Genomic DNA, 26985 nt, shown 5'->3' on the forward strand with positions numbered 1-26985 from the left:
GCGAGCGAGCTCGCTCCTACGGGGTGATGAGGGTTGTGCTGTGCCATTCACCAATGAGAACGGACGACGTCTGCAAATAATTAGTCGGCAGGCTTGATCGCCAACGGGACTACGGCGCGTCAACGTGTCGCAGTTCTCACTCTGCACCTTCGCGCAGCATTAGTTCTCTTTCTCATTTGACAATCATTATCATTCAGAATAATTTGTCGCTCGATGTGTTGGACGGCTCAGCCCCCGCGGGCCGTCCCACGAACCTATTGGCAGCAAGGTGATTTCCATGACGGAACAAGTATCCACAAGCAGGTGCGATTCACCGCTACTTCAGGCATTCGTCGACAATCGACTGATTCTGGTCAAGATTGCAGCCCGCATTACCGGCTGCCGGTCGCGGGCTGAAGACGTGGTGCAGGATGCGTTTTTCCGGCTGCAATCCGCGCCGCAGATCACGTCCTCGTTCAAGGCTCAGCTCAGCTACCTGTTCCAGATCGTGCGCAACCTGGCGATCGATCACTACCGCAAACAGGCGCTGGAGCAGAAGTATTCGGGCCCTGAAGAGGAAGGTCTGAATGTGGTGATTCAAGGCGCTTCGCCGGAAACCTCGCACATCAACTTCTCGACGCTGGAACACATCGCCGACGCGCTGACCGAGCTGCCCAGCCGCACCCGCTACGCCTTCGAGATGTATCGCCTACACGGCGTGCCGCAAAAGGACATCGCCAAGGAGCTTGGCGTCTCGCCGACCCTGGTGAACTTCATGATTCGCGATGCGCTGGTGCACTGCCGCAAGGTGTCGGGCAGTCGTGTGGATACCTTTGCCCGTCGCTAAGATCGGAAATCTGCGTCGCCCCCATCGCGAGCAAGCTCGCTCCCACATTTGATCTCTAGCGCTCACACATTGTGTGTTCACTGAAGATCCAATGTGGGAGCGAGCTTGCTCCGGGCGGCGTTCCGACGATGACGGACTCAAGACCGCAACGGATCTTGAGCCTTAAGCATCAAGCCAACACACACCGATCAAAAAACCGCTCACGCCCCAGCACCATCAACGCTGCGCGCTTGTGCGGGAAGTCGAACGCTTTTTCGCAGTAGAAACCCTGGTTCTGCATATGCCCGATCATCTTCGCGTTGTCGGCGCGAGGCTCGGCAACCAGTTGCTGAGTGCGTGGATCGTCGAGAAACAGGTAATGCGTCAACGCCGATAACCAGCTCGCCACCTTGTGCGGGCCACGGTGATTTTCCTCACCCACCAACATGTGAATACCGCGATCGTAATCGCCGGTGTCATAGAACGGCGCGATGCGATCTTCCTTGGCCCAATAGGCTTCAAAGTAGGCGAACGGCTGATCATCGAAACAACCGATCAGCGTCAGGGTATGGGGATCGGCTTCAAGTTTGCTCAGGTACTCGTGATGCTGTTCAAGACTGCCCTCCTCCTGCCAGAAACTCGCCACACGCGGGCTGTTCTGCCAACGATTGAAACGCGCCAGGTCCAGGTCGATGTCCACCGTGCGCAGGGAAATCCAGGCACCAAGGCGCGCATCAAAACGCCGATAGACTTCACCACGCGGTTTCACCGGGCGCAGCGGATGACGCTTGCCGCCACTGATGACCATTTGCTGCGGATAACCCGATGTCAGTGACGCGCCCAGCCAAGGCTGAGGCAACTGCCAGAACAGCGTGCGCTCGCAGCAATACTGGCCGACGGTTTCGGTAGGGATCAGCAACCCGCTGAGCAATGCTTCGGTGGGGGTTTCATCGAGTTGCCAGGTCAGGCGCTGGCAGGCTGGGTCACGGGCAAACAGCCAATAACAGGCCGCCCAGACGGTACGATTGTCGGCGTGGTCGAAGCGCTCTTCTACTTGCACCTGCAACTCGGGCTCGCGAGTCATGCGCAACTGAATCAGCGGCTGCCCTTCAAGGCTGAGACACAGGCGGCTTTCGGTTTCATCAGCTACAAGACGGCTTCCTGTCGGCAAGGCCAGGGCAGTCAGGTCATTCAGAGTGGACATGGGTCGGGCTCACGTTAATCGTCGACAGTTCAACGAGGTGACGTGAGCCAGTGCGGGAAATTTAAGAGAAGTCGGTAAATACGCGTCCCGTGGCATGAATCAGGGTTTGCCCACCGGCACCAGGGCAATTTTATAGGGATCGAAAATCTTCAGCATCTGGCCATTGTCTCGCAGGTCTTGCAGCAACTTGCCGAATGCTTCGCCAGTAATCGGCGCCTGAGGGCGGATCAGCGCGTAATGGTGATATACCTGATCGATGCGTTGGGAAACCAACAATTGCTCGCCGACTTTCTCGTTACGCAGCAGGTAATCGCTCAGGTAGGAACGTGTGACCAAGGCAATGTCCGCTCGTGCGCGCAGCACCATCAGCAAGTTGCTGTCGTGGGAATAGGTCAACGTGGCCTTGTAGGTGTCGGCCAGATACTTGGGATCGGCATTGAAATTGGCGAACTCGTAGTGATAGCCGCTGTACAGCGCCAGGCGTTTGCCTGTCAGGTCCTTGAAGTAATTCTCATCGCGATCGGGTTTCTTCTGCGCGACAAAGATTTCTGCATCTTCCAGGCCCATGTCGACGAGGGTATGCGGGATGTCCTTCCAGCCCCAGTCCGGGTTCTCGAAAATCGCCATATCGACCCGGCCTTCCTTGAAGTCGTTGAAACGTCGAGGAATGGAAGTGGGCACCAGCTCGAACTGATAGTCGTTTTGCAAGGCATTGAGCGCCTCGACCATCTGAGGCAGCAAACCGGTGTCGGCCCCGGATTCCGGGCGCACGGTATAAGGGGGGAAATGTGCGGCACCGACCCGCACCAACTGTGCAGCCTGGACCGGAACCACGCATAACACCGCAAGCGTCGCCAGCAAAAGCCGCGAAGCCGTCCGAATTGGCGAAGACATCAAAACAATCCACTCCCCAAAAAAATACGCATCAATGCATTCAAGCTAGGCGGTTTCGGCTACTTAGCCAGTTTCTTGCCGAGATAGACGGCTCACTGCCGCTCTTCCAGCACCAGAATCAATGCCTCATCGGCCAATTGATCGAGGCTCATGCTGCCGCCGGCGCGAAACCAGGTGGTAGTCCAGGACAACGCTCCGGTCAGGAAACGACGTGTAATGAACACATCGCCGCGGATAAAACCGGCCTCCTTGGCTTCACCCAACACTTGCAGCCAGAGTTCTTCATAAATATCACGCAGCGCCAGCACCTGCGCCTGCCCGTCTGCGGACAGCGAGCGCCATTCATACACCAACACCGCCATGGCCTCGCCGCTGCCGCCCATGATCGACTGCAACTCACAACGAATCAGCGCCAGTACCCGCTCGCGCACACTGCCGGCTTCTGCCAGGGCTGCACGCATCAACGCGGTGTTGTAGCGAATGGTTTCTTCCATCACCGCCCGCAGGATCTCGTCCTTGCTTTTGAAGTGATGAAAAATGCTGCCTGACTGAATCCCCACGGCGCCGGCCAGATCGCGCACGGTGGTGCGTTCGTAACCTTTGTTGCGGAACAGGTGAGCCGCCACTTGCAGCAGTTTGCCGCGGGCGCTGTCCGGGTCGGTCAATTGGCCGCTGTCGACCAATTCGCGCATCACCCTCAGGGCTTTTTGCTCGTCCACCCGTTCTCTCCTACAGTCGATCAATCAAATACGCCGCTCGCCGCTAAAACTGCGGGGTTGCGCGGGCAATTTAAGCTGGCCGGAGCGACCAAGCAAGCGCTCGGGCAGAAGATATTTCAGCCGTTTACAAACCAAGCGCTTGCTTGGTAGTCTCGATGTACTTCTGTCGGGGGTGGTTATGGAGTTGACTGTGCCAAAAACAATCCGCATCGGTTGCGCCAGCGCCTTCTGGGGCGACACCTCGACCGCCGCCGCGCAACTGGTGGAAGGTGGGCGTCTGAACTATCTGGTCTTCGATTATCTGGCCGAAATCACGATGTCGATCATGGCCGGCGCGCGGATGAAAGATCCCCAGGCCGGTTACGCCAGCGACTTCATCGAAGTCCTCAGCCCGCTGTTGGGTCAACTCGCCGAACAGAAAATCCGCGTCATCAGCAACGCCGGCGGGGTCAATCCGCAAGCCTGCGCCGCCGCCCTGCAAGCGGCCTGCGACAAGGCCGGAGTGGCGCTGAAAATCGCCGTGCTGCTGGGCGATGACCTGCAGCCGCAGCTCAAACAGCTGGGCAGCAGCGGTATCCATGAAATGTTCAGCGGCGCGCCCTTGCCGCCGATGTGCGTCTCGACCAACGCCTACCTCGGCGCACCGGGCATCGTCGAAGCCCTGCGTCTGGGCGCCGACATCGTCATCACCGGGCGCGTGGTCGACAGCGCCGTGGTCAGTGCCGCGCTGGTGCATGAGTTCGGCTGGTCGTGGCACGACTACGACAAACTCGCCCAAGCCGCATTGGCCGGGCACATCATCGAATGCGGCGCCCAGTGCACCGGCGGCAACTTCACCGATTGGCGCGAGGTGCCCGACTACGAACACATCGGCTTCCCCATCGTCGAAGTCAGCGCCGACAGCCAGTTCATCGTCAGCAAACCCGAAGGCTCCGGCGGGCTGGTCACACCGCTGACGGTCGGCGAGCAGATGCTGTATGAAATCGGCAACCCGCAGGCGTATCTGCTGCCGGACGTGGTCTGCGATTTCACTGAAGTCAAACTCGTGCAACAAGGCAAAAATGCGGTTCAGGTGCACGGCGCAAAAGGCTTGCCGCCGACCGATCAGTACAAGGTCAGCGCGACGTACCCGGACGGTTTCCGCTGCACCGCCAGCTGCCTGATCGCCGGGATAGATGCGGTCGACAAGGCGCGTCGAGTCAGCGAAGCGATCATCAACAAGACCTCGGAAATCTTCAGCCAGCGTGGCTGGGCGCCCTACAGCGAAGTGAACATCGAACTGCTCGGCAGCGAGGCCACTTACGGCCACCACGGTCAGCGTCAGGACAGTCGCGAAGTGGTGATCAAACTCGCGGTGCGCCATCCGGGTAAACAGGCGTTGATTGTGTTCTCCCGGGAGATCGCCCAGGCCGCCACCGGCATGGCGCCGGGACTGACCGGGATTGTCGGTGGACGGCCGACGGTGTATCCGCTGATCCGGCTGTTCTCGTTCCTTATCGACAAAACCGCCTGCACGCTGGAAATTGATCTCAAGGGCCAGCGCCACCCCTGCGCCCTGCCCGCCGTTGATGTGCTCGACACCGCCGACCTGCCCGTGGCGTGCGCCCCACCGAAACCCTCAGACCGGGCCGATGCCAGCGTGGCCCTGGTCAAACTTGCGGTGGCGCGCTCCGGTGACAAGGGCAATCACAGCAACATCGGCGTCATGGCCCGCAAGCCGGAGTACCTGCCGTGGATTGCCGAAGCCTTGACGCCGGAAGTGATCGTCGACTGGATGAGTCACGTCCTCGACCCGATCCACGGACGTGTCGAACGCTGGTACCTGCCGGGCACCCACAGCCTTAATTTTCTGCTGGAAAACGCCCTGGGAGGCGGTGGCGTGGCTAGCCTGCGGATCGACCCGCAAGGCAAGGCCTTCGCCCAGCAACTGCTGGAAATCCAGATATCGGTGCCTCAGCGCATCGCCGACCAGGTCAACTAGAGGACTGTCGCCATGGCTTACGATTCGATTTTCAAAGCCGATTTGTTTGCAGGCCAAAACATCATCGTCACCGGTGGCGGCAGCGGCATCGGCCGTTGCACCGCTCACGAACTGGCGGCCCTCGGCGCCCATGTGCTGCTGCTCGGACGCAAGGCCGACAAGCTGAAAAACGTCGTGGCCGAGATTACCGAAGATGGCGGCAAGGCGGATTGGATGGTCTGCGATATTCGTGAGGAAGAAGCGGTCACGCATGTGGTCAGCGAGTTGATCCGCAAGTACGGACCGATTCACGGCCTGGTCAATAATGCCGGCGGGCAGTACCCGTCGCCGCTGGCGTCGATCAATCAGAAAGGCTTCGATACGGTGTTGCGCACCAACCTGATGGGCGGCTTCCTGATGGCCCGGGAAGTGTTCAACCAATCCATGAGCAAGCACGGCGGCGCCATCGTCAACATGCTCGCCGACATGTGGGGCGGCATGCCCGGCATGGGCCACTCGGGCGCGGCGCGTTCGGGCATGGACAACCTCACCAAAACCGCCGCGTTCGAATGGGGTTATGCCGGGGTGCGGGTCAACGCCGTGGCGCCGGGCTGGATCGCGTCCAGTGGCATGGACACCTACGAAGGCGCGTTCAAAGCGGTGATCCCGACGCTGCGTGAGCACGTTCCACTGAAACGCATCGGCACCGAATCGGAAGTCAGCGCGGCGATCGTTTTCCTGCTCAGCCCGGCCGCGGCGTTTGTCAGTGGCAGCACCTTGCGCATCGACGGCGCCGCCAGCCTGGGCGGGCGCGCCTGGCCGATACACAAGGCGCAGATCAGCGAGTCGTATAACGGCTTCCATCGCGCTTACTTGCCGGACGTCCTCAAGGATAAGGAATAAGTCATGCCGGTGATTCAGTCGCAAGTGGACCCGTTCAGCGAACAGTTCGCGCGCAATCGCGCGGCGATGTTGGTCGGCATCGAGCACGTCCGTCAGCTCGAACAGAACTTGCTGAACAAGGCGGCCGAAGCCAAACCCCGGTTCGACAAGCGCGGCCAATTGTTGCCCCGTGAACGCCTCAATCTGCTGCTGGACCCCGGCGCCCCGTTCCTCGAACTGGCCAGCCTGGCCGGCTACAAACTGCATGACGACAAGGACGGCAGCTCCGCAGGCGGCGGCTTGATCGCCGGGATCGGTTACGTGTCCGGCGTGCGCGTGCTGGTGGTGGCGAACAACAGTGCGATCAAGGGCGGGACCATTTCCCCCAGCGGTTTGAAAAAATCCCTGCGCCTGCAACAGATCGCCATGGAGAACAAACTGCCGGTCGTTACCCTGGCCGAAAGCGGTGGCGCCAACCTCAATTACGCGGCGGAGATTTTCGTCGAAGGTGCCCGCAGCTTTGCCAATCAGGCGCGGATGTCAGCCATGGGCCTGCCGCAAATCACCGTGGTCCATGGCTCGGCCACGGCGGGCGGCGCTTATCAGCCAGGGTTGTCGGATTACGTGGTGGTGGTGCGTGGCAAGGCCAAGCTGTTTCTGGCCGGCCCGCCGCTGCTCAAGGCTGCCACCGGCGAAGTCGCCACCGATGAAGCACTGGGCGGCGCCGAGATGCACGCGCAAATCGCCGGCACCGCGGAATACCTGGCCGAAAACGATGCCGATGGCGTGCGCCAGGTGCGCGAGATTGTCAGCCTGTTGCCGTGGAACGATCAGCTGCCCTGGGTACCCGAACGTCGGTGGGAAGAACCGCTCTACCCCATCGACGAGTTGCTCGGGCTGATTCCTGACGACGCGAAAAAACCTTACGACGTGCGCGAAATCATCGCGCGGATTGCCGACGGCTCGAACTTTCTCGAATTCAAGGGTGAGTTCGATCAGCAAACCGTCTGCGGTCATTTGCAGATTCAAGGCCGCGCCTGCGGGTTCATTGGCAACAATGGGCCGATCACACCCAAGGGTGCGAGCAAGGCGGCGCAGTTCATTCAGCTCTGCGACCAGAGCCAGACGCCGCTGCTGTTTTTTCACAACACCACCGGATTCATGGTCGGCACCGAGTCGGAACAGCAAGGCGTGATCAAACACGGCGCGAAAATGATTCAAGCGGTGGCCAATGCCCGCGTGCCTAAACTGACCATCGTCGTCGGTGGCTCCTACGGCGCCGGCAACTACGCGATGTGCGGCCGCGGCCTCGACCCGCGCTTCATTTTCGCCTGGCCGAACAGCCGCACGGCGGTGATGGGCGGCGCCCAGGCCGGCAAAGTGCTGCGGATCGTCACCGAGGCCAAACAGGCCAAGGACGGTCTGGTGCCCGACCCGAAAATGCTCGACATGCTGGAACAGGTCACCGCGCAGAAACTCGACAGCCAGTCCACCGCGCTGTACGGCAGCGCCAGTTTGTGGGACGACGGGTTGATCGATCCTCGCGACACCCGGACCTTGCTCGGGTACTTGCTGGATATCTGTCATGAAGCCGAAGTGCGGCCGCTGCAAACCAACAGTTTTGGCGTAGCCCGTTTCTAAGGGCGCTCAGGAGAACAATAAGAATGATCTTCACCCAGGAACACGAAGCACTGCGCCGCACCGTCCGCCAATTCGTCGATCACGAGATCAATCCTCACGTCGAGGCATGGGAAAAGGCCGGACGCTTTCCGATCCACGAGATCTTCCGCAAGGCCGGCGACCTCGGCTTGCTGGGGATTTCCAAACCGGAAAAGTTTGGCGGCATGGGGCTCGATTACAGCTACTCGATCGTCGCGGCTGAAGAGTTCGGCACCATCCACTGCGGCGGCATTCCGATGTCCATCGGCGTGCAAACCGACATGTGCACCCCGGCGCTTGCGCGTTTCGGCTCCGATGAATTGCGCGAAGAATTCCTGCGGCCGGCGATTACTGGCGAGCAGGTCGGCTGCATCGGTGTTTCCGAAGTCGGCGCCGGTTCCGACGTGGCCGGTTTGAAAACCACCGCCCGCAAGGACGGCGACGACTACGTGATCAACGGCAGCAAGATGTGGATCACCAACTCGCCGAGCGCGGATTTCATCTGCCTGCTGGCCAACACCTCGGACGACAAACCGCACATCAACAAGTCACTGATCATGGTGCCGATGAACACGTCAGGCATCAGCCTCAGCTCGCACCTGGACAAGCTCGGCATGCGCAGTTCGGAAACCGCTCAGGTGTTTTTCGACAACGTGCGCGTGCCGCAACGCAACCGCATCGGCCATGAAGGCGCGGGGTTCATGATGCAGATGCTGCAGTTCCAGGAGGAACGGCTGTTCGGCGCGGCTAACATGATCAAGGGCCTGGAGTACTGCGTCGACAGCACCATCGAGTACTGCAAGGAGCGCAAAACCTTCGGCAATGCGCTGATCGATAACCAGGTCATCCACTTCCGCCTGGCCGAACTGCAAACCGAAATCGAATGCCTGCGGGCGTTGGTCTATCAGGCCACCGAGCAGTACATCAAAGGCCAGGACGTCACGCGCTTGGCGTCGATGGCCAAACTCAAGGCCGGGCGTCTGGGCCGGGAAGTCAGCGACAGCTGCCTGCAATATTGGGGCGGCATGGGCTTCATGTGGGACAACCCGGTGGCCCGTGCTTACCGTGACGTACGGCTGGTGTCGATCGGCGGCGGTGCCGACGAAATCATGCTGGGGATCATCTGCAAACTCATGGGCATCCTGCCGGGGAAAAAGAAATGAGCACCCTGCCGGTTTGCCAGACCTTGCTGCTGGAATCGCATAACGGTGTCCTGCACATCACCCTCAACCGCCCGGAAAGCCGCAATGCCATGAGCCTGTTGATGGTCGCGGAACTGCGTGCCGTGCTGTTGGCCGTGCGCGATGACCGTGAGATTCGTGCCTTGGTGATCGGTGGTGCCGGCGGGCATTTTTGCGCCGGTGGCGACATCAAGGACATGGCCAACGCACGCGCTCAAGGCCCGAGCGCCTATCGCGACTTGAATCGCGCATTCGGTGCGCTGCTGCAAGAGGTGCAACACGCACCACAAGTGGTGATCACGGTGCTGCAAGGCGCAGTGCTCGGCGGTGGTTTCGGTCTGGCCTGCGTCAGCGACGTCGCCTTGGCCGATCACCAGGCGCAATTCGGTCTGCCGGAAACCAGCCTCGGTCTGCTGCCAGCGCAAATCGCGCCGTTCGTGGTGCAGCGCATCGGCCTGACTCAGACTCGCCGACTGGCGCTGACCGCGGCACGTTTCGATGGCACACACGCACGGCGCATGGGATTGGTGCATTTTGTCGAACATGACGCGCAAGCGTTGGCCGAGCGTCTCGATGAAATATTGGCCCACGTGTTGTGCTGCGCACCGGAGGCTAATGCGACGACCAAAAAGTTGTTGCTGGCGAGTGCCGGACAGCCATCGAATGCGTTGCTGGATGAAGCGGCCGATTTGTTCAGCGAGGCGGTGACCGGGGCTGAAGGTATTGAGGGGACCATGGCCTTCGTACAAAAGCGTAAACCGGGGTGGGCCCTTTAAAAGCATCGCGAGCAAGCTCGCTCCCACATTTGAAATGCATTCCCCTGTGGGAGCGAGCTTGCTCGCGATGACGCCTTCACTGTCACCGCACACTTTGAGAGAAGACCCAATGCCCGCCTTCAGAAAAATCCTGATTGCCAACCGCGGTGAAATCGCCTGTCGCATCCAGCGCACCGCCCAGGCCTTGGGTTATCGCACGGTCGCAATCTTCAGCGATGCCGACGCCGATGCGCTGCATGTGCAGATGGCCGACGAAGCCGTGAACATCGGTCCGGCTCCGGTGCAGCAGTCCTATCTGAATATTCCGGCCATTCTCGACGCCGCCCGGCGCACGGGCGCTGACGCAATCCATCCGGGCTACGGCTTCCTCTCGGAAAACGCCGGGTTCGCCCGCGCCTGCCAGGATGCCGACATCACCTTCATCGGCCCCAGCCCCGAAGCCATCGAACTGATGGGCAGCAAACGCCTGTCGAAACTCGCCATGCTCGATGCCGGTGTACCGTGCATCAAGGGTTATCAGGGCGAAGAACAGGACGACGCAACCCTTAGCCGCGAAGCTGCACGCATCGGCTATCCGCTGATGATCAAGGCCAGTGCCGGCGGTGGCGGGCGTGGCATGCGCCTGGTGCACGAGGCCAGTGATTTGCTCGAGCAACTGCGCACCGCCCGCTCCGAAGCGCTGCATGGGTTTGGCAGTGACGAACTGATTCTCGAGCAAGCGCTGATCGACCCGCGTCACGTCGAAGTTCAACTGTTCGGCGACCAGCACGGCAACCTGATCTACCTTGGCGAGCGCGACTGTTCGATCCAGCGTCGCCATCAAAAAGTCATCGAAGAAGCGCCCTGCCCGGTGATGACCGCCGAGTTGCGTCAGGCCATGGGCGAAGCGGCGCTCAAGGCGGGTCGCGCCGTGAATTACGTCGGCGCTGGCACTGTCGAGTTCCTGCTGGATGCGCGCGGGCAGTTTTACTTCCTGGAGATGAACACCCGACTCCAGGTGGAGCACCCGGTGACCGAATTGATTACCGGCCTCGATCTGGTGGCCTGGCAGTTGCACGTCGCCGAAGGACTGCCTCTGCCCTTGCGACAGGAGCAGGTTCAGCTCAGCGGCCATGCCATGGAAGTCCGTTTGTACGCCGAAGATCCGGCACACGCTTTTCTCCCACAAACCGGTCGCATCACCGCGTGGGAGCCTGCGTTGCAGCGCGGTGTGCGGATCGATCATGGCTTGATCGAAGGCCAGACAATCAGCCCGTTTTATGACCCGATGCTGGGCAAGATCATCGCCCACGGCGCCACCCGCGAAGAAGCCCGGCGCCAGTTGCTGCGGGCGGTGCAGGACAGTGTGCTGCTTGGCGTACAGAGCAATCAGCGCTTGCTCGCCAGCCTGCTCGAACACCCACAGTTCATCAGTGGCGAGTTCAGCACCGGGTTCATCCCGACACACTTTGCCGAGCATCCCTGCCTGCATGCGCATGTGCCGAGCGCCGAAGAACTGGCCATCGCGGCTGCATTGTTCTATCAGGCCTCGGCGCAGTCTCACCACGCGCCACTGGCCGGTTGGCGCAACAACGCCAGCGTGCCCTTGCACTATCGAATCGGCCTTGAGGATCAGGATTGGTCGGTGGAATTGAATGCTGTGCCGGGTGAACCGTATCGGATTCAAGTGGCCACAACGCCCTTTGAATTGAAGGTCATCCAGTGCGACGGACGCTGCGCTAGCCTGGAAATCAACGGAATCCGGCGACGTCATGCTTATCGTCTTGAGGCAGGGCAACTCTGGCTGTTCACCCGACCCGGCAACCTACGGCTGGTGGACCGGACGCAAGCCGTGGTCAACAGCCAGGCCAGCGTCAGCACCGGCACCCTCAAGGCTCCGATGGACGGGGCGATCGTCGATGTGCTGGTGACGGAGGGCAGCCCGGTCAGTAAAGGCCAGTTGTTGGTGGTGCTGGAGGCCATGAAAATGGAGCATCCGCTTAAGTCGGGCATCGACGGCGTGCTCAAACGCTTGCAGGTCAGGGTCGGTGACCAGGTGAAAAATCGTCAGATTTTGTTGGAGGTCGAATAAGCCGCTAGGCGGATCCGCCGGGTTTGGCTACGCTCAAGCCCTATCAGGACGCGGATACCAGGAACCCTGCGATGCCTCACTGGCTGGTCATTGATCTAGAAGCCACCACCGATGAGGGTGGTTGGCCAGTAACGGAAATGGAAATCATCGAAATCGGCGCCACCCTGGTGGACCGAAAAGGCCGAGAACTGGATAGCTTTCAACGCTTCGTGCGCCCGACGCGTCGGCCTTTGCTGACGCCGTTTTGCCGGCAACTGACCCGCATCACCCAGGCCAACATCGATGCCGCGCAGCCTCTGAGTGAGGTCTGGGCGTCATTCGAGCACTGGCTCGGCCAGCATCACTCGCGCCTCGAAGGTTGGGCCAGTTGGGGCGATTACGATCGCAAACAGTTGGTTCAGGAGTGGGAGCGCCTGCAACTCGACAGCGCCCTGAGCCGAGTGCCGCACATGAACCTCAAACAGCGCTTTGCCAAGGCTCGCCGGCTGGAACGCCCACTGGGGCTCAACGGCGCGCTGCAACTGGCGGGTATGCAGTTCAATGGCCAACAACATCGGGCGCTGGAAGATGCGCGCAATACCGCACGATTATTGCCTCTGGTTCTTCCGTCTTAGAGAGGTGACGCCGGCATGGGCCTTGTGCATACTGGCCGGCCCTTTTTAGCCCTTTTCGAGGAATCGCCCATGTTTAAAGTCAACGAGTACTTCGACGGCACCGTCAAGTCGATCGCCTTTGGCACCGCTGAAGGTCCTGCGACCATCGGCGTCATGGCACCGGGCGAATACGAATTCGGCACCAGCCAGCGTGAAATCATGCACGTGGTGTCCGGCGCCCTGACCGTCAAACTGCCGGACAGCAGCGACTGGGAAACCTTCGCCGCCGGCAGCCAGTTCAACGTACCCGCCAACAGCAAGTTCCAGCTGAAAGTGGCCGTCGACACCGCTTACCTGTGCGAATACCGCGGCTAAAACCCTGGGTTTTCACAGCGACAAAAAAAATGCCCGCGTCCTTGGACACGGGCATTTTTTATTCTGATTGTCTTATTCCAGGACCGTCACCGGCATACCGACTTCAAGTTGACCATTGCTGTCGTTGACCAGGTTCTGTCCGAACATCGCACCGTCGGCTTCGGCACGGTACTTCTGCAACGTAGCCAGAGGTTCGCGATCTTGACTGCGCTCACCGGTTTGCGGGTCGATGGTGGTCAGAATGCAGCGTGAACACGACTTGACCACGCGGAACTCGACATCGCCGATGCGGATACGCTTCCAGCCATCTTCGGCATACGCCTCGCTGCCCTCGATCACCAGATTCGGCCGAAAGCGCAGCATTTCCAGCGGACGGCCGACCTTTTGCGACAAGTCCTCCAACGAGGCCTGTCCGATCAGCAACAGCGGAAAGCCATCGGCGAAGGCCACCTGATCGTCGTCCTTGCCGTAGCCGGCCTGGGTGGTCCGTGCGCGATCAAGAGGGACTTGCACCAGGCGAGTCGGTTTGCCAATGAATTCACTGACCCAGGCACCCGCCTCGTCACCGGCATCCGGCACACGCAATGTGTCGCGCCAAATGGTCACGCCACGCAGTTCCGCGTCGCTGGCGGGCAAGGCGATATCAATCGGTGAGCGGCCCGGCGCACTGAGGGTCAAGCCCCCGTCGGCATTCCACAACGCCGACAGCTGACTCATCTGCGCCACCGCACGCTGGGTCAGGAAGCGCCCGCTGGCCTCGTCCACCAGCATCCAGCGTCGATCACCGTCCAGGCCCAGCTTGTCGAGGCTGACCTGCTGCAGGATCTCGCCCTTGCCGGATTTCAACGGATAACGATAAAGCGCGCTCAGACGCAACATGGCCAGCTCCCTGGTGGGCAAAAACGCCACCCTATACGAGCTTGATCGCCGAATCAAAGGCTGACTTCAGGCCAGCCTCTTGCACCGTTATCAGGCAGGCACTTCATCGAGCATCAAGCGCTGGCGTACCACATCGATGAGTTTGTCCGGCTGGAATTTGGAGAGGAAGTTGTCGCAGCCGACCTTCTTCACCATCGAGTCGTTGAAGCTGCCGGACAACGAGGTATGCAGAACCACATAAAGGCCACGCAGACGCGGATCGTTGCGGATTTCCGTGGTCAGGCGATAGCCGTCCATTTCCGGCATTTCCGCATCGGTGAAGATCATCAGCAGTTTGTCGGTCATGTTCACACCGGTATCGGCCCAGGCCTTGAGCATGTTCAGTGCCTTCAAGCCATCGCTGGCGATGTGCATCTTCACGCCCAACTGACCCAAGGTGTCACGCAATTGCGACAGGGCCACGTTCGAGTCATCCACCAGCAGCACTTCACGGCCACGGGCGCGCTCAAGAACCGGATCGTCGAGTTTGTCGCGCGATACCTTGGCGTTGTACGGGACGATTTCCGCCAGGACTTTTTCGACGTCGATGATTTCCACCAACTGATCGTCGACCTTGCTGATAGCAGTCAAATAATGCTGACGACCGGCGCTGGCCGGCGGCGGCAGAATGGCCTCCCAGTTCATGTTGACGATACGGTCCACACCACCGACCAGGAACGCCTGCACCGAACGGTTGTACTCAGTAACGATGATCGTACTGGTCGGGCTTGGCACCAGCGGACGCATACCGATGGCCTGGGACAGGTCGATCACCGGCAGGGTCTGGCCACGCAGATTAACCACGCCGCAGACAAACGGATGACGCTGGGGCATCAGGGTCAGCTTCGGCAGTTGCAGCACTTCCTGCACTTTGAACACGTTGATCGCGAACAATTGACGTCCGGCCAGCCGGAACATCAGAATTTCCAGGCGATTCTCACCCACCAGTTGCGTGCGTTGGTCTACTGTGTCGAGAATGCCGGCCATCAATGACTCCTGGGCTTGTTCTGATGAATTCACTAAAGGGGGTTATCGGCTGTTTTCGCCGGACCTTGACCCCCGTGTAAAATGCCACGACCAAACATTGATGTCACATTAGCATCATGCTTTACTGGCCAGGCGATTTCATCTGCCCCATTGCCTGCCGCGAGACCTCGTTTCGTTCGGTTGGTTCCCCCGTGTAAGGGATTCCCCTAGTAACAATCAGGCCCAACCTGATATTCGCAATATCCAATAGCCATTAATGTGACGCCATTCTCATTGCATGAACGGAGTCAGGCTTTTGTGTGCGATCGCAGGTAAGTGGCCATCCACCCTATCGAGTTCCCCAGCCTGCAACCAGACAGGCCGGCGCGCGATCTCACGACGGCATAGCAATGCGGGGACTCTGATCGTCTCCGTCGACACACACGACATTCCCGCATTTGACATGACGTTGTGGAGATAAACATGCCGAACGATCGTAAAGAGTGGGCTCACCGGCTCCCTGAGTTTCTCGTCGAAGCAGAGACACTCCTGGTTAAAACCGAGGAATGCCTGAGTCATTTGCAACTGATCAGCAATGACAAGGATGCCATCGACTGCATGCTGAGCACCCTGCTCAAACTGGCCAACAAGGCCGATGCCCTCGCTCTGGCAGCCGTTTCGGAGTTTTCGTTGCACATTCATGGTTTGCTGAGCCATGCCCAGAATCACATGGATTTACACGACCAGGCCCTGAGTGCGCTGAAAGACTGCCTGACGTTGATCGCCTGGCAACTCGAGCTTATCGATCAGAAGACCGGCCAACTCAGCCTTGATGACAGCGAACAGACCTCCCTGATCGAAGCCTTTGCCTTTCAGGTCGGACACAGTCAGTTTCAACCCCCCGCTAATTCCAAACCGTTCACACTCGTTTCCTTTGCAGGTCGACAAGCCTGAATTATCGGGCCTCTATGCTGTGCTGCGATTTTTTATTGCCATGACTACCCCTCTAACTTTAGCGGGCCCATGTCGCAATTGAATATTCCATACCTGCTAACGACAACTCGAAACAAATAAACCATTCTTGCCACCCAACTTTTTCCATTATGGAACTGCTGTCCATAAACGCTTGTTTCCTGACCCTGCAGACCTATATACCAAACGCGACCAACGGTATCTTAAGTGGTATTATGCCGCCCATTAGTTGACGTCAATTAATGGCAGAGTGACTCCAGACAGAGACCCGTCATCCACGATGCCAGGTCTTCCCGCAGCGAACATCCATTGGCTCCATCCGCTATGTACGCCAGCCTCAAGTCGATCACCCTAAAGCCACCCTCCCGAAAAAACGCGCGTCTGGTGACGCTTGTGTTGTGTACCGGCTCGGCGCTTGGCTGTCTGCTGATTTATAGCCTGTCCACTCGCCTGCCGCTGAGTCTGCTGGTACTCAATATCGCCGCATTGGCCTGCGTCTGGGTGCAGTATTGTCTTTCGCGCAAGTCGATAAAGTTTCAACCCCAGGAGTTGGCTGACCGGCTGTTGGAGGTTCAGGAAAACGAACGGCGCCGGCTCAGTCGGGAACTGCATGACGACATCGGCCAATTGCTGACCGCGGCAAAACTTCAAAGCGACTGGCTCAAACGCCGAATGCCCGAAGAGCTTCAGGGCCAGTGTTCGGTGCTCTGCGACACGCTGGAAGAAACCCTGGCCAAAGTGCGAGACGTATCGGCCATTCTCAATCCGAGGCAGCTGACCAGTCTCGGGCTGGAAGCCAGTCTGCGGGCACATTTACTCAAGACGCTGGCTAACACGCCGGTGCACTGGAGCCTGGAATGCCATCAGCGTTTGGCCGGTATACCGGAGGAAATGACGCTGGCCGCCTTTCGAATCACCCAGGAAGCGGTGACCAATATATTGCGCCATGCCGAAGCGAAAAATCTGTTGGTCCGCCTGCAACGTCAACCTCAGGGCCTGTCGCTGTTGATCAGCGACGATGGCCTGGGTTTCGCACCAGCGACCGATCCAGGTCGTGAAGGGCAACGTGGAATGGCAGGGATGTCGGAACGGATCAATCAGCTGGGAGGCACACTGAGCGTGACCAGCGAGCCAGGCAAAGGCACTCAAATCGAAGCACTCTTCCCCTGGGCGCCTCGTGCGCTCGAACGGGCCAGTTCGAATAAGGTTATGCGTTGACTTGTAACTTACTTCTGGTGGATGACCACTCGCTTATCAGGGCAGGCGTGCGCGCTCTGGTGCTGGATATTCCCGGCTACGCGGTAATCGGTGAGGCCAATGACGGCTCGCAGTTGCTCGAGATGGTCGAGCAACTATCCCCCGACATCATCCTGCTGGATATTTCCATGAAGGAAACCAGTGGCCTTGACGCGTTGCAGCGACTCAAGCGAGTACGCCCGCAGAGCAAGGTGCTGATCCTGTCGATGCACACCGATCCCGCACTCATCATGCAGGCACTGGAATCCGGTGCACATGGCTACCTGCTCAAGGACACCACGGCTACCGAGCTCGAACATGCCCTGGATGCCTTGCGTAACAACGAACGCTACCTGAGCCCGGCCATCGCCCACACCGTCATCAACCAGGCGCTGACCCGAACCCAGAAAAACCAGCCGGAACCTGCAGACTCGCACAACCTGACAGCGCGTCAGCTGGAAATTCTTCGGCTGATCGTTCGCGGAAAATCCACCCGGGAAATTGCCAATGGCCTGGGCCTCAGCATCAAGACCGTTGAAACCCACCGTTCGCAGATCATGAAGCGCTTGCAGATCTACGATGTGGCGGGCCTGGTGCTGTTCGCCGTGCGCGAGCAGATCATCAGCCTGGATGATTGATCGATTGCGATGCCCCCAGCAGCGGCGAGTTTTCAGGTAGATGCACGCGCAGTGCCGCTGGACGTGTCGAGAAACGCAAGTTGTCACCTTCCAGCGGTTCGCCATCGAGGTTGATGTAGAGGCCTTCCGAGACCTTGATTTCGACCCACGGCAACCGGACTCGCACAAACATGTTGTCGATGCCGAAGCCATCCGCCAGCAGGGTTTTCAAGGTGCCGACGACTTCCTGCGGCGCAGGCAGAATACTGATGTCCAGCAGACCGTCGTCAGCCAGCGCTTCTGGACACAACACATGCCCACCGCCGGCCTGCCGGCCATTGCCGATGCCCAATGCCAACAGCTCGCCACTCCACTGGAAATCAGGCCCCTGCAACTCGCCATAGGCTGCGTGCAACTCACTGAAGCGCGATAAACCGGTGAACAGGTAAGCCGCGCCCCCGAGGATTTTTTTCAAGTCCTCCGAGGTGTTTGCCGTGACCTGACTGCCAAAACCGCCCGTGGCCATATTCAGGAACACCTGCCCGCCGACCTCCCCCAGATCAATGGCCCTCGGCGCAGCGTCGAGAAGTTCCAGCGCCTGCCCGGGCTCCAGAGGCACGCCGGCGGCACGCGCAAAATCATTGGCGGTCCCCAACGGCATCAGTACCAGACTGGCCTGCGTCGAATGCGCCGCCAAGGCTTCGGCAATATCACGCAAGGTACCGTCACCGCCACCGGCAATGATCTGCGTGTAGCCTGCCGCCAGTGCTTCATCTACCAGACGCTGTGCGTCGCCCGCTTCCCAGGTCACTCGAACGGCCAGCTCCCAACCCTGTTTGCGCTTGTCCGCAACGGCAGAACGAACCGCCTCGTTGAGCGCTTGCTTGCCATGCAGAATCAACAGCGCCTTGCGTTCGCTCATTAGTTGTCACTCCCATGATTGAATTCCGTATGGGAGATGTTGACCTCATCTCGCCACATAAAAGTCGCAAGAATTTGAATTATTTGAAGTCGAGCCGTATGGCGTCCTACAAGGCGGGACTTTTTCTTACAAGATGTGAGGAATCGGCTCAATTGACCGACCCATTTGATTGGTACACCTTGGCGCCTGAAGTTATCAAACATCAGCAGAAACTACACAGGGACGTGCCATGCAAAGCAAAGAGATCAGGTCACCGGTCATTCCGGTTGCACCGCTCGCAGAAAAACGCGCCAATCATCAAGCTGAATTTAAAAACAGCGCAAAGCCCATTGGAGAAGCTGCTATGGAATCTCGCGTCGTTGAGTTGGAGACACACCTCAAATACATCCGACGAGACATGGATGAAGTCCGTAGTGACGTCAAATCCATAAAACACAGGCTTGCCTATTCGGCTATCGGAACAGCCGTGGTCATCGGGGTTCTGGCCTGGATCGCCAATAGCCGTTTCGACCAGCTCGTGACACTCCTGGCTCACCAAGGGTAAGCCATGAACGCAAAACCCGGTTCGATCAACCGGGTTTGCGCAGTAAGCCAGCGGCAGGAGTCAGCTCAGGACTTCGCTCAGCGGGATGAAGCTCACGTAGTCACCTTCGATCAGCGTGCGTTCCTCCAGCACCTCAACCAGACCATCAGCCCAGGCAGCGCTACGCAGTACACCCGAACTCTGATTCCTGTAGATAATTGCCCGGCCATTCTCCAGACGTCCGCGCAAGTACTCGCGTCGATTGCCTGCTTTTGGCCATGCAAACCCTGCTGGCACCTGAAACTTCAGGGGCTCAACCTCTTTTACACCCTGTCGGCGCAAGAGATAGGGCCTTGCCAACAAAGCAAAGGTCACCAGCGTTGAAGCCGGATTGCCAGGCAAACCAATTACAGGTACGCCGCGAAAATGCCCGAACGTCAGCGGTTTGCCGGGTTTGATGGCGAGTTTCCACAACGTCAACTCGCCCTCTTCACGCAAGGCAATGCCCAGAAAGTCAGCCTCTCCCACCGAGACACCACCGGTGGAAAGGATCAGATCGACATCCTTCAACTCACCCAGTTGAGTGCGGGTGGTCGCTAAATCATCCGGAAGAATTCCGGCATCAATCACCTCACAGCCCAGGCGCTGCAACCAACTGCACAGCAACACTCGATTGCTGTTGTAGATCTGTCCCGGCCCCAGAGCCTGACCCGGTTCAATCAGTTCATCCCCGGTGGACAGAACAGCAACGCGAACCTTGCGAATCACGTCCAGCTCTGCGCATCCCAGCGATGCAGCCAGCCCCTGTTCAATCGGCCCGAGGCGCGTGCCGGCTGGCAGAATCAACTCACCAACAGTAGCTTCCTGGCCTTGAGGACGAATGTTTTGTCCTGGGGCCATGGTTTCGGTGAAACGTACTCGCTCATCCGCCTGAACCTCGGTGTTTTCCTGCATCTCGACACAATCTGCACCGGCGGGCACTGGCGCACCAGTGAAGATTCGTGCGCAGGTGCCAGGCTTCAAGGCCTCCGGAGCCTGACCGGCAAAAATCTTCTGGCTGACCACCAGTGGCTCTCCAGTCCAGTCGGCCACGCGCAAGGCATAACCGTCCATGGCACTGTTGGGCCAAGGTGGCAGATCAAGCGTCGAGATCAGATCATCGGCCAGCACCCGGCCCTGAACCTGCGCCAATGGCAAGCGTTCACGCTCACGAATCGGTGAGGCTTCGGCCATTGCCAGCAAGCGCGCCAGTGCCACTTCGACAGCCATCAGACTGCCAGTCTTGCCTGGCTTACCCGCGGGATTCACAGGGTGCCGCCTGTTTGAGATGGGCCACGAAATTGCACGGACGGTGCCGCGAATCCAGCTGCTCGGCAAGAATGCCATCCCAACCGGTGCGCACGGCATTGGTCGAACCTGGCAAGCAGCAGACCAGCGTGCCATTAGCCAGGCCGGCCAGGGCACGGGACTGAACAGTAGAGGTGCCAATATCCGCCACCGATATCTGCCTGAACAGCTCACCAAAACCGTCGACTTGTTTGTCCAGCAGGCAACTTACCGCTTCCGGAGTGCTGTCGCGTCCCGTGAAACCGGTGCCGCCAGTGATCAGCACCACCTGCACGACATCGTCGGCAATCCAGTTGGCGACTTGCGCGCGAATTTTGTAGAGATCATCTTTGAGCAGAACCCGGGCCGCCAGGTTATGGCCGGCAGCGCTCAAACCGTCGACGAAGACCTGGCCTGAGGTATCGGTTTCCAGGGTACGGGTATCGCTGACCGTCAGCACCGCGATGTTGAGCGGTGCGAAAGGTACATCAGCCTTGGCTTTCATAGGCTCATCCAGTTGTAGGAGAAACAGCCCGGTGTTATATCACAGCGCTTCATTTTTTCGCCGCCCCCATGGAGACCTGCCATGACCTCGAATACACATTTGCCGCCCTGTTCCATTCTGCTCCTGGCAGGTGGTCGTGGCCAACGCATGGGCGGTCAGGACAAAGGGCTGCTGGAATGGCATGGCGAGCCATTGATTGCCCACTTGCACCGCAAGACCCGTTCACTGAGCGATGACCTGATTATCTCCTGCAACAGAAACCTGGAAAAGTACGCGCCCTACGCCGACCAGCTGGTTCATGACGATGAGGGCGACTTTCCTGGCCCCCTGGCCGGTATTCGCGCAGGCCTGAAGGCCGCCCGCCATACGCATCTGCTAGTACTGCCGTGTGACGTACCGCGCATCGACGCCGCACTACTCAACAGCATGCGCGACTCCGCCAACCAGCATCCGGACCAACCGCTGATGCTGCGCCATGGCGAACACTGGGAACCTCTACTGTGCATCATCCCCGTGGCACTCTCGGCCGATTTCGACAGTGCCTGGAACGACGGCGAACGCAGCCCGGGTCGCCTCATGCGCAAACTGGGCGCTACCGCCCTGCAATGCCCCGACAATGACCCACGCCTGGCCAACCTCAACACACCGGAACTATTAAGTGCCCACAACACTGTGTCAGACTGACAGGAGAAGGAACTTGCGCTCGCTGTACACGTCTCAAGCACAGTAACCAAAAGAATTCATATTCGGAGACACACTCATGACTCAACGGACCCTCGCCACTTTCATGCTCGCACTGGGCCTCGCTACCCTCGCCGGTTGCGCATCGCCTGCAGTGATCACCTTGAATGACGGTCGAGAAATCCAGGCTGTCGACGCGCCAAAGTTCGATAAGGATTCGGGTTTCTACGAATTCGAACAACTGGATGGCAAGCAGACCCGCATCAACAAGGATCAGGTTCGTACCGTTAAGGAGCTGTAATTTTTGCGGTGACAACCGGATATGAAAAAGCCCGCTTTATGCGGGCTTTTTCGTGGCTGAAGATCAGCAGATTCGCAGAACCTCGTGATCACCACTCCAGGGTGATGGTGCTTTCGAATGCTCTTTCCTGGCCGGTGACCGGGTCCACAAACCGTAGCCCCTGAGCGAGCAGTTTCAAAGGATTGGCATAGTCATCCTCAACATCCTTGAGTACGTGCGGATAAAACGGGTCGTTGCAGATGCTGGCGCCCAAGGCTGTCATGTGCACCCGTAACTGATGCTTCTTGCCCGTCACCGGGTAAAGCGCATAACGCCAGAGATCACCGTTCTTCTCCCTGACTTCGACAGCCGTCTCGGTATTGCTGACGCCCGGACCTTCCTGCATGCGGAAGAAAGGCTCACCATTGACGAGCCGACTCTTATGGACCAATGGAAAAGAGAGTTCAGGTAACGCTCGCGCAATTGCCTCGTAGCGCTTTTCGATTTGTCGCGTGGGAAACAACGACTGATAGGCAGAACGGCTCTGAGGGTTGGCGGAAAACAGCACCAGCCCCGCTGTGTGCCGGTCAATGCGATGCAAAGGCACCAGATGCGGGTTATCGAGTCGACGGATCAGCCGTCGCAACAGGGTCTGCTCCACGTATTCACCCGCGGGAGTCACTGGCAGAAAGTGCGGCTTGTCCGCCACGACCAAATGCTCATCCGCGTACAGAATCGACTCGACCACCGGGATCGGCTTTTCGTCCGGCACCTCACGGAAATAATGAATCCGCAAGCCTTCCTTGTAAGGCAGATCAAGGGCGATCGGCATGCCGTGACCGTCGAGGACACGACCGCGAGCGATTCTGTCCAGCCATTGTTCACGACCGATGGCGCTGAAGTGTTCGCACAGACAATCGAGTACGGTCTGCCACGGACCAGGCGGCAAGTAGAGCGTGCTGGCCTGGTTGTGTGCAGCAGAAAAAGATGAAGTGGACATACGAAAGTTCTGACCCTCAATACAGGGCGGCATTATCCAACAGCGGCCGGAACGAACCTAGAAGAGAATCCTCAAGCCGGTATCTGCGTGCGCGCTGCCGCTTCGGTGAACTCCTTGAGCCAGCGCAGCACATCGACTGCCTCCCAGCGACCAGGATCATAAAGCGCATACAACAAGCCCTGATAGCCCACGACATCCAGCTGCCGGTGATAACCCGCACGCTGGAACAAGGCTTCGATTTCGGCGAAACAGGTATTGAAATGCAGTTTATTGAAGGGAGTTTTTCCTTCTGTCACCAGGCCATCCAGACGCAATTCGAGGACAGCCTCGCGCACCACGTCCGCCGACATCCGGTTCACGCTGTTCTTCAATTGTTCGACATTGACCACGATTCATCCCTCTCACGCCCGGACCGCCTGCCCAAACCCGAAAACAAGGGGTACAAGGCAGGCATCACGAATAACTGTATGCGCATACAGTATCCGATCAGTACCGGTAAAGCCAAGGGGATCCATCGCAAAGTTCGACAGGCGGAACATCGCCACCGCAACCACCGCTTAACGCAGGAACGCCACTACCTGATCGGCACTGAACGGCCAGCCCAGCTCAGCGCCAGTATCGACCCGCCGTAGTATCGGAATACGCAGACTGTAAGCTTCGAACCATGTTTCGTCGTCCGCGATATCCACCAGTTCCACCAGCAGACCGCGCTCGACAAATTCCATCAGCATGGCTTCTGCCACTTCACAGAGATGACACCCAAGGGTGCCGAACAGCTGACATTCAGGAAGCATGAGCGCTCAACCGAAAAAATTAAGTCATCATTCTAGGCCTGCCCCGAAAAGCCGTCGAGCCATTGAGTACTCTACCCTTGAGCCATAACGGCAATGGATCGCGGCAATACGCTGACGCACATCAGTCGTCTTCAATACCCATTGCGCGATGCTCTCGGATTATTTGCCTCTACGCTTGAATTGCCAGCGTCCATCACCGGAGTTTTTGTGTTTGCCAATCTGTTGATCATCTTCGCCTCCTCCCTGGTGGTGATTGCACTGTTCCAGCGCCTGCGATTGCCACCGGTGCTGGGCTACTTGTGCGTGGGGCTGATCGTCGGGCCAACTGCATTCAGCTGGGTGAATGAAAGCGAAGAACTGCCGGACCTCGCCGAGTTGGGCGTGGTGTTTCTGCTGTTCTCCCTTGGGCTGGAGTTTTCCCTGTCGAAAATGCTCGCGTTGCGCCGAGTGGTGTTTGGGCTTGGCAGTCTGCAGGTGCTGTGCTCCGGGATGCTGTTAGGGGGTTTGCTGATGCTGCTCGGCATGCCGATCACGCCTGCGCTGTTACTCGGCGCCGGCCTGTCGCTGTCTTCCACGGCCATTGTCAGTAAAGAGCTGAGCAGTCTCGGCGAGATTTTCAGCAGTCACGGCCAGAATGCCATTGCCGTGTTGTTGTTCCAGGACGTCGTGGCGGTATTGCTGCTGACCCTGGTGCCGGTGTTCGCTGGCAGCAGTGACCAGGCCTGGTATTGGGCGCTGCCACTGACGCTGGGTAAAACCGTGGTGCTGTTCGTCGGTCTGCTGCTGGCCAGTCGCTGGTTGCTGCCGCGGCTGTTCCATGAAGTGGCGGCTGCCCGTTCCCCGGAACTGTTCGTGCTACTGGCGCTGGTGATTGTTCTGCTGACGGCATGGCTGACGCACCTGCTCGGTCTCTCCCCTGCCCTGGGTGCGTTTCTCGCCGGCATGCTGCTGGGAGAAAGCCACTACCGGCATCAGATCGAGGCCGACATCCGCCCGTTCCGCGACATCCTGCTCGGGTTGTTCTTCGTCAGTATCGGCATGCTGATCGACTTGCAGTTGTTCGCCAGCCACGGCCTGCTGATTCTCGGCCTGACCCTGGGGTTGTTGGTGCTCAAGGGCATCGTCGTTGCGCTGCTGGTCAAATGGCGTGGCAGCGATGGCGAAACCGCTTGGCGCAGCGGCCTGGCATTGGCCCAGGGCAGCGAGTTCTGCTTTGCGCTGATGGCACAGATGCAGCAGAACAAATTGATGCCCGCGGATTTTGGCGGCCTGCTGCTGGCGGCGACCTTCTGTTCGATGCTCGTCACGCCGTTGTTGCTGCGCGCCGCACCCTACATCGCCACACGCCTGCACCGCAAACCCAACGAAGAAGCAAAACTCGAGGAAATCAGCGCACTCAACGCCGACTTGCATAACCATGTAGTGATCTGTGGCTATGGTCGTGTGGGTCAGTCAATCGGACGCGCGCTACGCAACGCGCAGCAACCCTATATCGCACTGGATAATGATCCGGTGCGTGTCCAGGAAGCCGCCGTGGGTGAATCCTGTGTGCATTATGGCGACTCACGTCGCGGTGAACTGCTGGTCGCGATAGGGCTGGAGCGCGCCAGGCTGCTGGTGATCGCCGTGGATCAGAGCGACATCGCGTTGCTGATCCTCAAGGAAGCGCGGCGACTCAACGCGACCGTGCCGATTCTGGTGCGCACGCGCGACGACAGCCAACTGGCCGAATTGAAGGCAGCCGGCGCCAGCGAAGTCGTGCCCGAACTGCTGGAGTCGAGCCTGATGCTCGCCTCCCACGCGCTGATCATGCTGGGATTACCCGCGTATCAGGTACAGGAGCGGGCCGACCAGATTCGGCACGACCGCTATCGTCTGCTGCACGGTTTCTATCCAGGCGCTGACGACGAAGAGACCTAGTCCTGGCTGACGGCGCCAATCTTGTGCACCGACAAGTCAGCGCCGTAATACTCTTCTTCCTGACTCAGGCGCAGACCATGGAACGCCTTGATCGCGCCATACACGGCAAAGCCGCCGGCCAGCGCCACGACCACCCCCAACGCAGTGCCGATCAACTGGCTGATCAGACTCACGCCGCCCAACCCACCCAACGCGCTCTGGCCGAAGATGCCGCAGGCGATCCCGCCCCAGACGCCGCACAAACCATGCAACGGCCAAACGCCCAACACATCGTCGATGCGCCATTTGACTTGAGCCGCGGTGAAGCACCAGACAAACAGTGCGCCAGCAATAACGCCCGTGATCAGCGCGCCCACCGGGTGCATCAGATCGGAACCGGCACAGATCGCCACCAGTCCGGCCAGCGGGCCGTTATGCAGAAAGCCCGGGTCATTGCGCCCGACAATCAGCGCCGCCACGGTACCGCCGACCATGGCCATCAGCGAGTTCACCGCCACCAGTCCGCTGACACCTTGCAGGGTTTGCGCGCTCATCACGTTGAAACCGAACCAGCCAACGATCAGGATCCACGACCCCAGCGCCAAAAAGGGAATGCTCGAGGGCGCGAACGCCACCAGTCGCCCTTCGCGATAACGACCATTGCGCGGCCCGAGCAACAACACCGCCGCCAGGGCCAGCCAACCGCCCATGGCGTGAACCACTACCGAGCCGGCGAAATCATGGAAGCTGGCGCCAAAACGCTCCAGCAACCAGGCTTGCAGGCCAAAGTTGCCATTCCAGATCATGCCCTCGAAGAACGGATAGATGAACGCCACGATCAGTGCCGTCGCACACAACTGCGGGACGAAGCGGGCACGCTCGGCGATGCCACCGGAAATGATCGCGGGTATCGCCGCAGCAAAGGTCAGCAGGAAGAAAAACTTCACCAGCCCATAGCCATGATCAGCATTGATCACAGCCGCCGGTTGCATGAAGGTCACCCCATAGGAAATCCAATAGCCTATAAAGAAGTAGGCCAGGGTCGAAATGGCGAAATCGCTGAGGATCTTCGACAAGGCATTGACCTGGTTCTTTTGTCGAACCGTGCCGACTTCAAGAAAGGCGAAACCGGCGTGCATCGCCAGCACCATGACCGCGCCGATCAGAATGAACAACGTATTGGAGCTATGGACCAGACTGTCCACAGCGCTTTGCAGATTTTCCATG

The 26985-nt window shown here is 59.1% G+C and carries 28 protein-coding genes; 16 read left to right on the plus strand and 12 right to left on the minus strand.

The genetic code is table 11. The features are described 5' to 3' along the window. Positions 1-277: 277 nt before the first annotated feature. On the plus strand, positions 278-826 hold the full coding sequence (locus tag AC3IUE_RS23830; RefSeq protein ID WP_008145913.1) for an RNA polymerase factor sigma-70: 549 nt from the start codon (positions 278-280) through the stop codon (positions 824-826). 169 nt (positions 827-995) lie between these two features. On the opposite strand, the gene AC3IUE_RS23835 is transcribed toward AC3IUE_RS23830, so the two are convergent. From AC3IUE_RS23835 to AC3IUE_RS23845, 3 genes are all read right to left on the minus strand, one after another. Then, positions 996-2009: a GNAT family N-acetyltransferase gene (locus AC3IUE_RS23835; RefSeq protein ID WP_489263961.1), complete on the minus strand. Its 1014-nt coding sequence runs from the start codon at positions 2007-2009 to the stop codon at positions 996-998. Positions 2010-2108: 99 nt separating this feature from the next. After that, positions 2109-2903 carry a substrate-binding periplasmic protein gene (locus tag AC3IUE_RS23840; protein WP_489263963.1) on the minus strand — a complete coding sequence of 265 codons (795 nt, stop codon included), beginning with the start codon at positions 2901-2903 and terminating at the stop codon, positions 2109-2111. 92 nt (positions 2904-2995) lie between these two features. After that, positions 2996-3622, minus strand: a complete 627-nt coding sequence (locus AC3IUE_RS23845; protein ID WP_046049199.1) for a TetR/AcrR family transcriptional regulator — start codon at positions 3620-3622, stop codon at positions 2996-2998. A gap of 190 nt (positions 3623-3812) precedes the next feature. Here AC3IUE_RS23845 and AC3IUE_RS23850 point away from each other — a divergent pair, with 190 nt between their 5' ends. The 8 genes from AC3IUE_RS23850 (at position 3813) to ppnP (ending at position 13119) form a co-directional block, all read left to right on the plus strand. Beyond that, the gene (locus tag AC3IUE_RS23850) at positions 3813-5603 is read left to right on the plus strand and encodes an acyclic terpene utilization AtuA family protein (RefSeq protein ID WP_489263964.1); all 1791 of its coding nucleotides are present in this window, start codon (positions 3813-3815) and stop codon (positions 5601-5603) included. A gap of 12 nt (positions 5604-5615) precedes the next feature. Then, on the plus strand, positions 5616-6485 hold the full coding sequence (locus tag AC3IUE_RS23855) for an SDR family oxidoreductase (protein WP_489263965.1): 870 nt from the start codon (positions 5616-5618) through the stop codon (positions 6483-6485). Positions 6486-6488: 3 nt separating this feature from the next. After that, a complete protein-coding gene (gene atuC, locus AC3IUE_RS23860; RefSeq protein ID WP_489263967.1) occupies positions 6489-8105 on the plus strand; it encodes a geranyl-CoA carboxylase subunit beta in 1617 nt (538 codons plus the stop codon). 23 nt (positions 8106-8128) lie between these two features. Beyond that, a complete protein-coding gene (atuD, locus tag AC3IUE_RS23865) occupies positions 8129-9286 on the plus strand; it encodes a citronellyl-CoA dehydrogenase (protein ID WP_489263968.1) in 1158 nt (385 codons plus the stop codon). Beyond that, positions 9283-10080, plus strand: a complete 798-nt coding sequence (locus AC3IUE_RS23870) for an enoyl-CoA hydratase/isomerase family protein (RefSeq protein ID WP_489263969.1) — start codon at positions 9283-9285, stop codon at positions 10078-10080. The genes atuD and AC3IUE_RS23870 overlap by 4 nt, the downstream gene beginning before the upstream one ends. 109 nt (positions 10081-10189) lie before the next feature. Further along, positions 10190-12151 (plus strand): acetyl/propionyl/methylcrotonyl-CoA carboxylase subunit alpha, encoded by a 1962-nt coding sequence (locus AC3IUE_RS23875; RefSeq protein ID WP_489263970.1) that lies wholly within the window; start codon positions 10190-10192, stop codon positions 12149-12151. Between the two features lie 71 nt (positions 12152-12222). Beyond that, positions 12223-12765 (plus strand): 3'-5' exonuclease, encoded by a 543-nt coding sequence (locus tag AC3IUE_RS23880; RefSeq protein WP_489263971.1) that lies wholly within the window; start codon positions 12223-12225, stop codon positions 12763-12765. Positions 12766-12834: 69 nt separating this feature from the next. Continuing rightward, positions 12835-13119: a pyrimidine/purine nucleoside phosphorylase gene (ppnP, locus tag AC3IUE_RS23885; RefSeq protein WP_007940055.1), complete on the plus strand. Its 285-nt coding sequence runs from the start codon at positions 12835-12837 to the stop codon at positions 13117-13119. Between the two features lie 72 nt (positions 13120-13191). On the opposite strand, the gene AC3IUE_RS23890 is transcribed toward ppnP, so the two are convergent. Further along, positions 13192-13998 (minus strand): MOSC domain-containing protein, encoded by an 807-nt coding sequence (locus tag AC3IUE_RS23890; protein WP_489263972.1) that lies wholly within the window; start codon positions 13996-13998, stop codon positions 13192-13194. A 90-nt stretch (positions 13999-14088) separates the two neighbouring features. After that, positions 14089-15024, minus strand: coding sequence for a chemotaxis protein CheV (locus tag AC3IUE_RS23895; protein WP_056742410.1), 936 nt, complete (start codon positions 15022-15024; stop codon positions 14089-14091). Between the two features lie 462 nt (positions 15025-15486). On the opposite strand from AC3IUE_RS23895, the gene AC3IUE_RS23900 reads away from it, so the two are divergent. The 3 genes from AC3IUE_RS23900 to AC3IUE_RS23910 all read left to right on the plus strand — a co-directional run bounded on the left by AC3IUE_RS23900 (position 15487) and on the right by AC3IUE_RS23910 (position 17849). Continuing rightward, entirely contained in the window at positions 15487-15957 is a 471-nt protein-coding gene (locus AC3IUE_RS23900; protein WP_150656970.1) for a hypothetical protein, read from the plus strand. Positions 15958-16299: 342 nt separating this feature from the next. Next, positions 16300-17193: a sensor histidine kinase gene (locus AC3IUE_RS23905; protein ID WP_489268938.1), complete on the plus strand. Its 894-nt coding sequence runs from the start codon at positions 16300-16302 to the stop codon at positions 17191-17193. Beyond that, complete coding sequence (locus AC3IUE_RS23910) at positions 17190-17849, plus strand: response regulator (protein WP_046049186.1); 660 nt, start codon at positions 17190-17192, stop codon at positions 17847-17849. The genes AC3IUE_RS23905 and AC3IUE_RS23910 overlap by 4 nt, the downstream gene beginning before the upstream one ends. On the opposite strand, the gene yegS is transcribed toward AC3IUE_RS23910, so the two are convergent. Further along, complete coding sequence (gene yegS, locus AC3IUE_RS23915; protein ID WP_056742416.1) at positions 17833-18750, minus strand: lipid kinase YegS; 918 nt, start codon at positions 18748-18750, stop codon at positions 17833-17835. The two genes, AC3IUE_RS23910 and yegS, sit on opposite strands and share 17 nt — an antisense overlap. Positions 18751-18979: 229 nt before the next feature. Between yegS and AC3IUE_RS23920 the strand changes: the two genes are divergently transcribed. Continuing rightward, complete coding sequence (locus AC3IUE_RS23920; protein WP_489263974.1) at positions 18980-19294, plus strand: hypothetical protein; 315 nt, start codon at positions 18980-18982, stop codon at positions 19292-19294. Between the two features lie 60 nt (positions 19295-19354). Here the strand turns inward: AC3IUE_RS23920 and AC3IUE_RS23925 are convergent, their stop codons facing one another. Continuing rightward, complete coding sequence (locus AC3IUE_RS23925) at positions 19355-20581, minus strand: molybdopterin molybdotransferase MoeA (RefSeq protein WP_489263975.1); 1227 nt, start codon at positions 20579-20581, stop codon at positions 19355-19357. Next, positions 20565-21104 (minus strand): molybdenum cofactor biosynthesis protein B, encoded by a 540-nt coding sequence (moaB, locus tag AC3IUE_RS23930; protein WP_046049182.1) that lies wholly within the window; start codon positions 21102-21104, stop codon positions 20565-20567. Before moaB ends, AC3IUE_RS23925 begins: the two co-directional genes overlap by 17 nt. A gap of 81 nt (positions 21105-21185) precedes the next feature. Between moaB and mobA the strand changes: the two genes are divergently transcribed. Then, the gene (mobA, locus tag AC3IUE_RS23935) at positions 21186-21788 is read left to right on the plus strand and encodes a molybdenum cofactor guanylyltransferase MobA (protein WP_056742422.1); all 603 of its coding nucleotides are present in this window, start codon (positions 21186-21188) and stop codon (positions 21786-21788) included. Positions 21789-21864: 76 nt separating this feature from the next. Then, the gene (locus tag AC3IUE_RS23940; RefSeq protein WP_056742424.1) at positions 21865-22086 is read left to right on the plus strand and encodes a YgdI/YgdR family lipoprotein; all 222 of its coding nucleotides are present in this window, start codon (positions 21865-21867) and stop codon (positions 22084-22086) included. A gap of 88 nt (positions 22087-22174) precedes the next feature. Here the strand turns inward: AC3IUE_RS23940 and AC3IUE_RS23945 are convergent, their stop codons facing one another. The 3 genes from AC3IUE_RS23945 to AC3IUE_RS23955 all read right to left on the minus strand — a co-directional run bounded on the left by AC3IUE_RS23945 (position 22175) and on the right by AC3IUE_RS23955 (position 23859). Beyond that, on the minus strand, positions 22175-23065 hold the full coding sequence (locus tag AC3IUE_RS23945; RefSeq protein ID WP_489263977.1) for a pseudouridine synthase: 891 nt from the start codon (positions 23063-23065) through the stop codon (positions 22175-22177). A 71-nt stretch (positions 23066-23136) separates the two neighbouring features. Then, positions 23137-23454, minus strand: coding sequence for a hypothetical protein (locus tag AC3IUE_RS23950; protein ID WP_008145883.1), 318 nt, complete (start codon positions 23452-23454; stop codon positions 23137-23139). A gap of 168 nt (positions 23455-23622) precedes the next feature. After that, on the minus strand, positions 23623-23859 hold the full coding sequence (locus AC3IUE_RS23955; protein ID WP_046049177.1) for a glutaredoxin family protein: 237 nt from the start codon (positions 23857-23859) through the stop codon (positions 23623-23625). Positions 23860-24066: 207 nt separating this feature from the next. Here AC3IUE_RS23955 and AC3IUE_RS23960 point away from each other — a divergent pair, with 207 nt between their 5' ends. Next, positions 24067-25779, plus strand: a complete 1713-nt coding sequence (locus AC3IUE_RS23960; protein ID WP_489268940.1) for a cation:proton antiporter — start codon at positions 24067-24069, stop codon at positions 25777-25779. Here the strand turns inward: AC3IUE_RS23960 and AC3IUE_RS23965 are convergent. Further along, positions 25776-26984, minus strand: a complete 1209-nt coding sequence (locus AC3IUE_RS23965) for an ammonium transporter (RefSeq protein WP_056742431.1) — start codon at positions 26982-26984, stop codon at positions 25776-25778. The genes AC3IUE_RS23960 and AC3IUE_RS23965 overlap by 4 nt on opposite strands. Position 26985 lies beyond the last annotated feature (1 nt).

The sequence above is a fragment of the Pseudomonas sp. GL_093 genome (assembly GCF_057837605.1).

Bases quoted from the DNA above. Each gene is read 5' to 3' on its own strand.
- AC3IUE_RS23830 (WP_008145913.1), top strand. From the start codon at position 278: ATGACGGAACAAGTATCCACAAGCAGGTGCGATTCACCGCTACTTCAG.
- AC3IUE_RS23835 (WP_489263961.1), bottom strand. From the start codon at position 2,009: ATGTCCACTCTGAATGACCTGACTGCCCTGGCCTTGCCGACAGGAAGC.
- AC3IUE_RS23840 (WP_489263963.1), bottom strand. From the start codon at position 2,903: ATGTCTTCGCCAATTCGGACGGCTTCGCGGCTTTTGCTGGCGACGCTT.
- AC3IUE_RS23855 (WP_489263965.1), top strand. From the start codon at position 5,616: ATGGCTTACGATTCGATTTTCAAAGCCGATTTGTTTGCAGGCCAAAAC.
- atuC (WP_489263967.1), top strand. From the start codon at position 6,489: ATGCCGGTGATTCAGTCGCAAGTGGACCCGTTCAGCGAACAGTTCGCG.
- atuD (WP_489263968.1), top strand. From the start codon at position 8,129: ATGATCTTCACCCAGGAACACGAAGCACTGCGCCGCACCGTCCGCCAA.
- AC3IUE_RS23870 (WP_489263969.1), top strand. From the start codon at position 9,283: ATGAGCACCCTGCCGGTTTGCCAGACCTTGCTGCTGGAATCGCATAAC.
- AC3IUE_RS23875 (WP_489263970.1), top strand. From the start codon at position 10,190: ATGCCCGCCTTCAGAAAAATCCTGATTGCCAACCGCGGTGAAATCGCC.
- AC3IUE_RS23880 (WP_489263971.1), top strand. From the start codon at position 12,223: ATGCCTCACTGGCTGGTCATTGATCTAGAAGCCACCACCGATGAGGGT.
- ppnP (WP_007940055.1), top strand. From the start codon at position 12,835: ATGTTTAAAGTCAACGAGTACTTCGACGGCACCGTCAAGTCGATCGCC.
- AC3IUE_RS23890 (WP_489263972.1), bottom strand. From the start codon at position 13,998: ATGTTGCGTCTGAGCGCGCTTTATCGTTATCCGTTGAAATCCGGCAAG.
- AC3IUE_RS23895 (WP_056742410.1), bottom strand. From the start codon at position 15,024: ATGGCCGGCATTCTCGACACAGTAGACCAACGCACGCAACTGGTGGGT.
- AC3IUE_RS23900 (WP_150656970.1), top strand. From the start codon at position 15,487: ATGCCGAACGATCGTAAAGAGTGGGCTCACCGGCTCCCTGAGTTTCTC.
- AC3IUE_RS23905 (WP_489268938.1), top strand. From the start codon at position 16,300: ATGTACGCCAGCCTCAAGTCGATCACCCTAAAGCCACCCTCCCGAAAA.
- yegS (WP_056742416.1), bottom strand. From the start codon at position 18,750: ATGAGCGAACGCAAGGCGCTGTTGATTCTGCATGGCAAGCAAGCGCTC.
- AC3IUE_RS23920 (WP_489263974.1), top strand. From the start codon at position 18,980: ATGCAAAGCAAAGAGATCAGGTCACCGGTCATTCCGGTTGCACCGCTC.
- moaB (WP_046049182.1), bottom strand. From the start codon at position 21,104: ATGAAAGCCAAGGCTGATGTACCTTTCGCACCGCTCAACATCGCGGTG.
- mobA (WP_056742422.1), top strand. From the start codon at position 21,186: ATGACCTCGAATACACATTTGCCGCCCTGTTCCATTCTGCTCCTGGCA.
- AC3IUE_RS23940 (WP_056742424.1), top strand. From the start codon at position 21,865: ATGACTCAACGGACCCTCGCCACTTTCATGCTCGCACTGGGCCTCGCT.
- AC3IUE_RS23945 (WP_489263977.1), bottom strand. From the start codon at position 23,065: ATGTCCACTTCATCTTTTTCTGCTGCACACAACCAGGCCAGCACGCTC.
- AC3IUE_RS23955 (WP_046049177.1), bottom strand. From the start codon at position 23,859: ATGCTTCCTGAATGTCAGCTGTTCGGCACCCTTGGGTGTCATCTCTGT.
- AC3IUE_RS23965 (WP_056742431.1), bottom strand. From the start codon at position 26,984: ATGGAAAATCTGCAAAGCGCTGTGGACAGTCTGGTCCATAGCTCCAAT.